The sequence below is a fragment of the Pseudomonas brassicae genome (assembly GCF_010671725.1).
Taxonomy (GTDB): domain Bacteria; phylum Pseudomonadota; class Gammaproteobacteria; order Pseudomonadales; family Pseudomonadaceae; genus Aquipseudomonas; species Aquipseudomonas brassicae.
Genome location: NZ_JAAHBU010000232.1, coordinates 1 through 9,603 on the forward strand (window position 1 = coordinate 1; position 9,603 = coordinate 9,603).

The 9,603-nt window shown below is 63.5% G+C and carries 6 protein-coding genes and 3 pseudogenes; 3 read left to right on the forward strand and 6 right to left on the reverse strand.

Translation table 11 applies throughout. From position 1 onward, the window contains the following. Positions 1-115: 115 nt before the first annotated feature. The 5 genes and pseudogenes from G3436_RS16410 to G3436_RS16430 all read right to left on the reverse strand — a co-directional run bounded on the left by G3436_RS16410 (position 116) and on the right by G3436_RS16430 (position 4,886). A complete protein-coding gene (locus tag G3436_RS16410; RefSeq protein ID WP_163946948.1) occupies positions 116-733 on the reverse strand; it encodes a BamJ family beta-barrel-assembly machinery protein in 618 nt (205 codons plus the stop codon). A gap of 86 nt (positions 734-819) precedes the next feature. Next, positions 820-1,125 carry a DUF6482 family protein gene (locus tag G3436_RS16415; protein WP_163946951.1) on the reverse strand — a complete coding sequence of 102 codons (306 nt, stop codon included), beginning with the start codon at positions 1,123-1,125 and terminating at the stop codon, positions 820-822. A gap of 136 nt (positions 1,126-1,261) precedes the next feature. Beyond that, the gene (locus G3436_RS16420) at positions 1,262-1,750 is read right to left on the reverse strand and encodes a TIGR00645 family protein (protein WP_163946953.1); all 489 of its coding nucleotides are present in this window, start codon (positions 1,748-1,750) and stop codon (positions 1,262-1,264) included. A gap of 112 nt (positions 1,751-1,862) precedes the next feature. Beyond that, complete coding sequence (locus G3436_RS16425; RefSeq protein WP_163946955.1) at positions 1,863-2,204, reverse strand: PA4575 family protein; 342 nt, start codon at positions 2,202-2,204, stop codon at positions 1,863-1,865. A gap of 244 nt (positions 2,205-2,448) precedes the next feature. Further along, a pseudogene (locus tag G3436_RS16430) lies at positions 2,449-4,886 on the reverse strand (Lon protease family protein). Positions 4,887-5,162: 276 nt separating this feature from the next. On the opposite strand from G3436_RS16430, the gene G3436_RS16435 reads away from it, so the two are divergent. The 3 genes and pseudogenes from G3436_RS16435 to G3436_RS16445 all read left to right on the forward strand — a co-directional run bounded on the left by G3436_RS16435 (position 5,163) and on the right by G3436_RS16445 (position 8,086). Then, positions 5,163-5,651: a DUF3015 domain-containing protein gene (locus G3436_RS16435; protein WP_163946958.1), complete on the forward strand. Its 489-nt coding sequence runs from the start codon at positions 5,163-5,165 to the stop codon at positions 5,649-5,651. Between the two features lie 77 nt (positions 5,652-5,728). Further along, a pseudogene (locus G3436_RS16440) lies at positions 5,729-7,583 on the forward strand (Lnb N-terminal periplasmic domain-containing protein). A gap of 153 nt (positions 7,584-7,736) precedes the next feature. Further along, positions 7,737-8,086, forward strand: a pseudogene (locus G3436_RS16445) (hypothetical protein). 27 nt (positions 8,087-8,113) lie between these two features. On the opposite strand, the gene gdhA reads toward G3436_RS16445, so the two are convergent. Further along, on the reverse strand, positions 8,114-9,451 hold the full coding sequence (gene gdhA, locus G3436_RS16450) for an NADP-specific glutamate dehydrogenase (protein WP_163946961.1): 1,338 nt from the start codon (positions 9,449-9,451) through the stop codon (positions 8,114-8,116). Positions 9,452-9,603: the final 152 nt, after the last annotated feature.

The following is a 9,603-nucleotide window of genomic DNA, read 5'->3' on the forward strand; positions in this document are numbered from 1 at the left end:
AAAGCATCGCGGGTCAAGCCCGCTCCTGCAAGGATCACTGCAATCATGAGACTGGCGGTGTACCTGTGGGAGCGGGCTTGACCCGCGATGAGGGCCGCAAGGCCCTGCGAGGTACTTACAGTACGTCCAGCAGCTCGACGTCGAACACCAGTACGCTGTGCGGCGGGATGCTACCAACGCCCTGGGCGCCGTAAGCCAGCTCGCTCGGCACGTACAGGCGCCATTTGCTGCCGGCGTTCATCAGTTGCAGCGCTTCGGTCCAGCCAGCGATCACGCCGCCAACCGGGAACTCGGCAGGCTGGCCGCGCTCGTAGGAGCTGTCGAACACAGTGCCGTCGATCAGGGTGCCGTGGTAGTGGGTACGCACGCTGTCTTCACGGCTTGGCTTGGCGCCTTCACCGGCGGTCAACACTTCGAACTGCAGGCCCGAAGCCAGGGTGGTGATGCCGTCACGCTTGGCGTTTTCAACCAGGAAGGCCTTGCCTTCGCCAGCTGCAGCTTCAGCCTTGGCGGCCGCTTCGGCCTGCATGATGTCACGGATGACCTTGAAGCTGGCCGACAGGTCTTCTTCGCTGACGCGGCTGGCCTGGCCGTTGAAGGCGTCGGTCAGACCGGCCAGGATCGCTTCCAGGTTGACGCCTGGTGGCGGGTTGTCACGCAGCTGACCACCCAGCTGACGGCCGATGCCGTAGCTGACGCGGGTTTCGTCGGTGGACAGGTTGAGTTCGGACATGGTTCTGCTCCGCTACAGGGCGCACTGAGGCCGCGCCCTTTGTGAAAAGGGCCAGCAGCCTAGCACACTGCAGTCGAGCAGTTCAGCTACCAGGCAGAACGTCGCGGCATCGGCACCTTGAGGTCTTCCTCGCCGGTGCTTTCCATGCCACACATCTCGTCCTGTACCGACCAGTGCACCAGGTGCAGCGGCACGGCCGGCAGACCATTGAGCAGGCGCTGGGCGTCCACCACCGAATGCACTTTCAAGCGCTCACCACGCGCGTCCGACAACGGGTGCGCCTTGCCCTTGACCCGCGCCTCCAGCACGAAGTCACCGCCCTCGATGGCGATCAGGTTGAGTTCTTCGACATGGCCGGCCTTGGCCTCGCTGCTCAGTTGATGCAGGTTCATTGCGACACCTCGCTACTGGAACATTCGGCAGACCGTTCATTTTTTGTACAGCGCTGCGCAAAGCACAAGGCATAAACGCAACCGCCCGTCCGTTTCGCAACGGACGGGCGGCGCATGCAGCGGCAGTGCCTGGTGATCAGTGCTTGGTCATCTTGTCCAGATAGCCCATGGCGAACGCCGAGACCACGAAGGTCATGTGGATGATCACGTACCACATCAGGTACTGGGTCTCGATATTGCGCGCGTCCATGAACACGCGCAGCAGGTGGATCGAGGAAATCGCCACGATCGAGGCGGCGACTTTCATCTTCAGCGACGAAGAATCCATCTTGCCCAGCCAGTTGAGCTTTTCCGTGCCCTCGGCGATGTCCAGTTGCGACACGAAGTTCTCATAGCCGGAGATCATCACCATCACCAGCAGGCCACCGACCAGGGCCATGTCGATCAGCGACAGCAAGACCAGGATCAGGTCGGCCTCGGCCAGCGAGAAGATGTTGGGCAGCACATGGAAGATCTCCTGAAAGAACTTCAACGCCAGCGCCAGCAGGCCCAACGACAGACCAAAGTAGATCGGTGCGAGCAGCCAGCGCGAGGCGTACATCGCATTTTCGATAAAGCGTTCCATTGAGCAAATCACCAGGTGGCGGGAAAAACGAGCGCGAGTATACCAGCCGCCTGTGACAGAAAAAGCCCGCGACACGCTGCCGCAGGCGGCGTGTGGGGTGAGCTCGGGCGCTTCAGGTGTCCGGGTTGGACTGCAGGTCGCCCACGTGATGTACCCGCTCGCCGTTGATGCGCCGCAACTGGGCCTGCAGGTGCACGCACCAGATCTGCGGGTCGTCAGTCACCTTGTAGCCGTGCAGGGTAAGGCTGTCGACGATCGCGCTGAGTACCGACTCGGCCACGAACGGCCCATGAAACGGCCCTTGGGCCTTGATGGCGGAAGGTTGCTCGCCAGCCATGCCGGCGGCGAACAGCAGTGTCCACATGCCGGTGTCTCCGGCCAATGGGCGGATACGGCATTCAATGCGGGTCACCAGGCCCAGGCACTGACGGGTGAGGCTGAGGGTACGCGGCATGGCGACGGTCCTCGGTGAAACGTTGCGCAGCCTGTGGCAAGGCTGTTTCGATCCTTTACCTACGACTGTCCCTGCCCTTGAGAATAGAAGAAATCCGCCGGCGACAAGCGGTCGGCGCCGAGTGGTCACGTCATTCAAAAGGCGACGGTGGCTGACAGACCGCTTTCGCTGGCAAGCCAGCTCCCACAGGGATCAGCGCAGTCCTTGTGGGAGCTGGCTGGCCAGCGAAGGGGCCACCACGGTCTCAGGAAGGCTTGACCTGCGCCAGCGCCTCTTCGGCCAACGCCTTCTCGGCCTCCTTCAGGTCCTCTTCACTGATCATCTCGGCAATCACCCGCAGCCGCTCCACCACCCGTGCGTTGATGCTGCCTTCGGGAAACTCGCCCTCCTCGTTCGGTTGCCCCGCCGCTCGCCCACCAGCAGGCTCAGCGCCTCGTCGGCCTGGCTCACCGCGTACACGTGGAACTGCCCGGCGCGCACCGCCTGCAACACCCGCTCATCGAGCATCAGCGTGGCCACGTTGGCCCGCGGGATGATCGCGCCCTGCTCGCCGGTCAGGCCGCGGGCCTCGCACAGGCGGAAGAAGCCCTCGATCTTCTCGTTGACCCCACCCACCGCCTGCACTTCACCAAACTGGTTGATCGAGCCGGTGATCGCAAAGCACTGCTTGAGCGGGGTCCTGGACAAGGCCGAGATCAGCGTGCAGGCCTCGCCCAGCGAGGCGCTGTCGCCGTCCACATAGCCGTAGGACTGCTCCAGCGCGATACTGGCCGAGATCGCCAGCGGGAACTCCTGTGCATACCGGCTGCCCAGGTAGCCGGTGAGGATCATCACGCCCTTGGAGTGAATCGGCTGGCCCAGGTTGACCTCGCGCTCGATGTCGACGATGCCGCTGCCGCCGGGGTACACCGTGGCGGAGATACGCGCCGGCACACCGAAGGCCGAATCACCCACCTCCAGCACCGTCAGCCCATTGCACTTGCCCACTGCCGCACCTTCGGTGTCGATCAGGATGATCCCGGCCAGCATGTCGTCGAGAATCCGCGCCGACACCCGCCCGGTGCGCGTGGCCTTGGCCTTGAGCGCGCGCTCGATGTGGCCGGCGTCGGTCATCTCGTCGTTGGCCAGGTGGCGGATGAAGTCCGCCTCGCTGACCAGCTGGAACAGGTCACCGATACGCGCCGACAAACGCCCCTGGTGCTCGGCCAGGCGCGCACTGTAGGTGGCCAGACGCGCCACCGCGTCGGCAGTCAGCGGCGCCATGCCCTCCTCGCTGGTGCGGGTCTTGAGCAACTGGGCGAACTGCTCCAGGCTCTCGTCGACCATCGGGATGTCTTCGTCGAAGTCCACCAGCACCCGGAACATCTCCTGGAAGTCCGGGTCATGGTCCTGCAGCGCGTAGTACAGCTGGCGCGCGCCGATGATCACGACCTTGACCTGCAACGGGATCATCTGCGGGGTAAGCGTCACGGTGGCCAGGCGGCCGTATTCGCCCAGCGGCGACTCCATCTTCAGCTTGCGCGATTGCAGGGCACGCTTGAGCGCGTCCCACACGAACGGTTCACCGAGCATCTTCTCCGCTTCCAGGATCAGGAAGCCGCCGTTGGCACGGTGCAGCGCACCCGGGCGTAACTGCCGGTAGGTGGTGTACAGCGAGCCCTGGTCGTTGCCGTACTCGATGCGGCCGAACAGGTTGTCGTAGGTCGGATGCGGCTCGAACACCACCGGCGCACCGCCGCTGGCGTGATGGCCGACCACCAGGCTCGGCGCGTACTGCTCTTCGAGCATCTTGCGCGCCAGTGCATCGGTCTTGCTGTCGTCGACCAGTTGCTCGACCACGGTGCGCAGCAGGTTGACCTGCATGGCCTGCAGGTAGGCGCATACCGCAGCGTTCTCGGCGTACTTTTCCGACAACGGCGCCAGCAGCGGCTGCAGGGCCAGGGTGATGGTCTCTTCGTTGAGCTGGCGCAGTTGATTGTTGGACTCGCGCTTCCATTGCGGCAGGCTGGCGAGCTCTTCGTTGAGGCGCTCCTCAAGCCCGGAGATGTCTTCGTGGAAGCGCTCGCGCTCGGCTTCAGGCAACTGGGCGAACTCGGCTTCGTCCAGCGCCTTGCCATCGGCCATGGGCGTGAAGGCAACGTTGCTGCTGTCGCGGTACAGGGCCACGTCCTTTTCCAGCGAGAGCCGCTCGATCACGTCCAGGGCGCGGTCATAGCGCTGGTTGAAGGCGCGGTCGATGGCGCTTTTCTTCTGCTGGTAGGACGGGTGCTCGAACACCGCCGGGAAGGTCGCCAACAGGTTGTCGATCAGCCCGCTGATGTCGGCGATGAACGCGCCGGCGCTGCCCGACGGCAACTCGAAGGCCTTGGGCTCGCGGGGCTCGTCGAAGTTGTTGACGTACAGCCAGTCGGACGGGGTCTGCAGGCGCTTGCCTTCGGCCTTGAGGTAACGTTTGACGAACGAGAAGCGGCCGGTGCCCGGCTCGCCCATGACGAATACGTTGTAACCGGGACGTGGCATGGCGACGCCGAACTGCAAGGCTTCGACAGCACGTTCCTGGCCTAGCACACCGCGAAAGGGCTCCAGATCATTGGTGGTGGAAAAGGCGAACTGTTCAGCGGAAAACGGCCGGGTCAGGGCTTCGGGCGCAAGACGCAGGCTCGCAGCAACAGAATCGGGCATCGGGCTTCCTTACTTCGGCGGGGCGGATGACGGCATTCTGGCGCCGCCTGCGCCCGGCTTGCAAGGCTCTTCAACGCTTTATGCAGCGGGGTCGAAAAGCTGCCCCACGTCAATTTTTTCAAGCAATCTTTCGCAATTAATTACGGAACCCTTAGAACATGCCTAAACTCCAAACTGCGCGGCTGGGTAAACAACCGACCCGTCCTGGCAACTGAACCTACAGACATGCCAGATAACCCTGACCTTTGGTTTGAACATCAGAAAGAGAACAATGCTATGAAACGGATTCTTCTGGGTACTCTGTTCACCGCAGTTTCGCTCAACGCCATGGCCCAGGCGCCAGGCGGCCCGGACTGCGGCTGGGGCAACATGCTGTTCGAGGGCCAACGCGGCACACCGGCTCACTTCCTTGCGTCCACCACCAACGGTACCTCCGGCAACGCCACCTTCGGCATGACCTCGGGCACCAACGGCTGTTCCACCAACGCGGCACTGACCTACGGCGGCAAGTCGTGGATCGCCATGAATGGCATGCTGAACGAACTGTCCGAAGACATGGCGCAAGGCCAGGGCGAAGCACTGACCACCTACGCGGTGGTACTGGGCGTTGCACCGCAAGACCGGGCGCACTTCGCCGCCGTGACCCACCAGCACTTCCAGGAAATCTTCACGACTGCCGACGCAACCGCAGAAGATGTTCACACCAACACCCTCGCCGTCCTGAAAAGCGACGCCCGCCTGGCCAAATACGCCACCCCGGCTTAAGCTCGGCCCACCCGCCCCTGGATGGGGCGGGTTGTTTGCCCGCCTCTATCGGCATCATTCAGACGTAGTTGCCCGACATGCTCAAACGCCTTGCCTACCTGGTGCTGTGTGCCTGTGCACCGCTGCACGCTGCTGCCGCAGTTGATGATTCGCGCCTGCGCGCGCTGGCCTCTGATCGCTACTGGATATCCCTGGGCCACTACGAGACGGCCAAACTTGGCGGCTGGCGCAGCTATGTCGACGACCCGCGCTTCTTCCTGGCCAAGGACGGTGCGCACCACCCCGAGCACGAGCTGCGGGCCACCTACGAGGCGTTGTATGCCCCAGCCAGCCTGGGCGACAAGCATGCCCAGTGCGTATTTCCCGCACGCACCCGCTGGCTGCGCGATCAGCTGCAACTGCGCGACCTGCCGGCCCCCGACTGCAAGGACTACACGCAGTGGTTCAAGGACGTCTCGCCGCACAGCGCGGTGATGATCTTCCCAGCCGCCTACCTCAACAGCCCGTCGTCGATGTTCGGGCACACGCTGCTGCGTATCGACCAGGCAGGTGTGCAAAGCGACAACACCGCGCTGCTGAGCTACGCGATCAACTTCGGTGCCTACATCGAAGGCAATGACAACAGCATCCTGTATGCCTGGAAGGGCCTGATGGGCGGCTACCCGGGCCTGTTCGCGCTGGTGCCCTACCAGGAAAAGCTGTCCGAATACCGCAGCCTGGAAAACCGCGACCTGTGGGAGTACCGGCTGAACCTGACCCCGGAAGAAACCGGGCGCATGGTCGAACATATCTGGGAGCTCAAGCAGATCCAGTTCGACTACTTCTTCTTTGACGAAAACTGCTCGTACCGCCTGCTGGAACTGTTGCAGGTGGCACGGCCGAGCCTGGACCTGACCTCGCAGTTCCCGCTCACGGCGATCCCCACCGATACGGTCAAGGCGGTAAAGCAGGCCGGCCTGGTGGCACGCACCGACTACCGCCCGTCGCGCGAGCGCGAGTTGCTGGAGCGCGCCAAACCGCTGGACGCTGCCGAGCAGCAGCAGGTGCTGGCGGTGAGCGCCGATACTGCCCAACTGCACAGCGCCGAATTTGCCGCCCTGCCGCGCGAGCGCCAGGCGCTGGTGCAGGACGCCGCCTACCGCCTGGAGCGCTACCGCGCCAACGGCCAGGAGCGCGAACCCGGCGCGGGCCAAGCGCAGCTTCGAACTGTTGCGTGCAATCAACCGCAACCCGCCGCCACCGTTGCAGGTGGAGCGCCCGGGGCTGCCGGAAGACGGCCACCAATCGCGTACCTGGCAACTCGGCGTGGGCACCCGCGAGGACCGCGCGTTTGCCGAGTACGGCCTGCGCATGGCGTATCACGACCTCAATGACAATGCCTATGGCTTCCCGCTGGGTGCGCAGATCGAGATTCTGCAGCTCAAGGTGCGCCAGTACGAACGCAACGACTGGCAGGTGCAGCGCCTGGACCTGGCCACGATCCGTTCGCTGACGCCACGCAACGACCTGCTCAAGCCCTGGTCATGGCAGGTGACGGGCGGGCTGGAGCGGGTGCTGGGCAAACACCAGAACGAGGTGCTGGTCAGCCATGTGAATGGCGGTGCCGGCGGCACCTGGCAGTTGGGCGAGGACATGCTCGGCTTTGCCCTGGGCACGCTGCGGGTGGAGCACAACAATGACTTTGCCGCGTTTGTGGCACCGGCGGCTGGGTTCAATACCGGGGTGCTGTGGCGCAACGGGCTGGGCAACCTGAGCCTGGAAGCCAAGGGCGATTACTTCACCAATGGCCAAGTGCGCCGCAGCATGAGCCTGAACCAGCAGTGGGAACTGTCGCGCAACCTGGGGGTGCGCCTGAGTGCCAAGCGCGAGTTCAGCCAGTTGGCGGCGGCGCAGAACGAGGTGATGCTGGAAGTGAAGTGGTACAACTACTGACTCTTCGCCTGTAAGGCCGCCTTCGCTGGCAAGCCAGCTCCCACAGGGTTTTGTGGCGCATGCAACACCCTGGTTCAAGTGCTTCACACCGTTTTGACGCCCCTGCAACAAACCACCACCTAGACTTCACGCAATACGGTGGAGAGTCTGAACATGCGGTGGCGTTGGGTGCTGGTGGCGGTACTGCTGGGCGGTGCGCAAGCACCCATGAACAACTGATCAACCAGGGCTACCCGCCGCCCTACGCCGACGGGTTCCAGGACGGCTGCAGCAGTGGCCGCCAGGCCGCCGGGATCATGGCCGGGGATTTTCGCAAGGACGTGCCGCGCTACCTGCACAATCGCCAGTATGAAACCGGTTGGGACGATGGCTTTCGCCAGTGCCAGGCCATGCAGCAGACCCAGGATGCGCAGGACTACCGCGCCCGCCACTGGGACGAGCGCGAAGAACAATGGCAGCAGGAAAAGGACCGCGACGCCGCCCGCGCCTATCGACGCAGATAGACGGCAGCGCCCCTCGGGCCTGAAGGTTTACACCACGCCCTGCGCCAGCATGGCATCGGCCACCTTGACGAAGCCGGCGATGTTGGCGCCCTTGACGTAGTTGATGCGGCCGTTCTCTTCGCCGTAGTGCACGCACGCGTGGTGGATCGACTGCATGATGTTGTGCAGCTTGCTGTCCACCTCACCGGCCGTCCACAGCAGGCGCATGGCGTTCTGCGACATTTCCAGGCCGCTGACCGCCACGCCGCCGGCGTTGGACGCCTTGCCCGGGGCGAACAGGGTGCCCGCCTCGATGAAGATATCCACCGCCTCCAGCGTGGTTGGCATATTCGCGCCTTCGGCCACGCAGATGCAGCCATTGCGCAGCAGGGTGCGGGCGTCTTCGGCGTCCAGCTCGTTCTGCGTGGCGCACGGCAGCGCGATGTCGCACGCCAGGCTCCATGGACGCTGGCCGGCACGGAACTCCAGGCCGAACTGGTTGCTGAGTTCGCTCAGGCGGCCGCGTTTGACGTTCTTGAGTTCCATCAGCGCGTCCCACTGCGCGTCGTTCAGGCCGGCCTCGCAGTACAGCGTGCCTTCGGAGTCGGACAGCGAGATGACCTTGCCGCCCAGGTCCATGACCTTGCGCGCGGCGTACTGCGCAACGTTGCCCGAACCGGAAATGGCCACGCGGCGACCGTCGATACGCAGGCCGTCGCGCTTGAGCATTTCTTCGGCGAAATACACGCAACCGTAGCCGGTGGCTTCAGGGCGAATCAGGCTGCCGCCGTAGTTCATGCCCTTGCCGGTGAGTACCGAGGTGAACTGGTTGGCCAGACGCTTGTACTGGCCGAACAGGAAGCCGATCTCGCGGCCGCCCACACCGATGTCACCGGCCGGCACGTCGAGGTCGGCGCCGATGTGGCGATACAGCTCGCTCATGAAGGCCTGGCAGAAACGCATAACTTCGGCATCGCTCTTGCCCTTGGGGTCGAAGTCCGAACCGCCCTTGCCGCCGCCCATGGGCAACGAAGTGAGCGAGTTCTTCAGGACCTGTTCGAAGGCGAGGAACTTGAGCACGCCCAGGTTCACCGACGGGTGGAAGCGCAGGCCGCCCTTGTACGGGCCGATGGCGCTGCTCATCTGGATGCGGTAGCCGCGGTTGACCTGCACCTTGCCCTTGTCGTCGACCCACGACACACGGAACAGGATGGCTCGCTCTGGCTCGACCATACGTTCGAGAATGCCGGCCTGCAGGTAGTGCGGGTTGGCTTCGAGGAAGGGCCACAGGCTGCGCAGCACTTCTTCCACCGCTTGGTGAAACTCGGGCTGGGCAGGGTCGCGTTGCTTGAGACGCGCGAGGAAATCTTCGACGGATTCGATCATGGAGACATTCACCAGAGAGAGTTGGACTTATTGGTTTTTTCAGGACTTTACCAAGAACCACTCGCACCGCAACAGGGCAAAATGTCGTTTTTATGAAATTAAATGGTGCATTTCTATAAATGTATACACGTATGGGCCCCTTCGCTGGCAAG

Excerpts from the sequence above, each read along its gene's own strand:
- G3436_RS16435 (WP_163946958.1), top strand. The coding sequence starts at position 5,163 with ATGAAACGGATTCTTCTGGGTACTCTGTTCACCGCAGTTTCGCTCAAC.
- gdhA (WP_163946961.1), bottom strand. The coding sequence starts at position 9,451 with ATGATCGAATCCGTCGAAGATTTCCTCGCGCGTCTCAAGCAACGCGAC.
- G3436_RS16420 (WP_163946953.1), bottom strand. The coding sequence starts at position 1,750 with ATGGAACGCTTTATCGAAAATGCGATGTACGCCTCGCGCTGGCTGCTC.
- G3436_RS16425 (WP_163946955.1), bottom strand. The coding sequence starts at position 2,204 with ATGCCGCGTACCCTCAGCCTCACCCGTCAGTGCCTGGGCCTGGTGACC.
- G3436_RS16410 (WP_163946948.1), bottom strand. The coding sequence starts at position 733 with ATGTCCGAACTCAACCTGTCCACCGACGAAACCCGCGTCAGCTACGGC.
- G3436_RS16415 (WP_163946951.1), bottom strand. The coding sequence starts at position 1,125 with ATGAACCTGCATCAACTGAGCAGCGAGGCCAAGGCCGGCCATGTCGAA.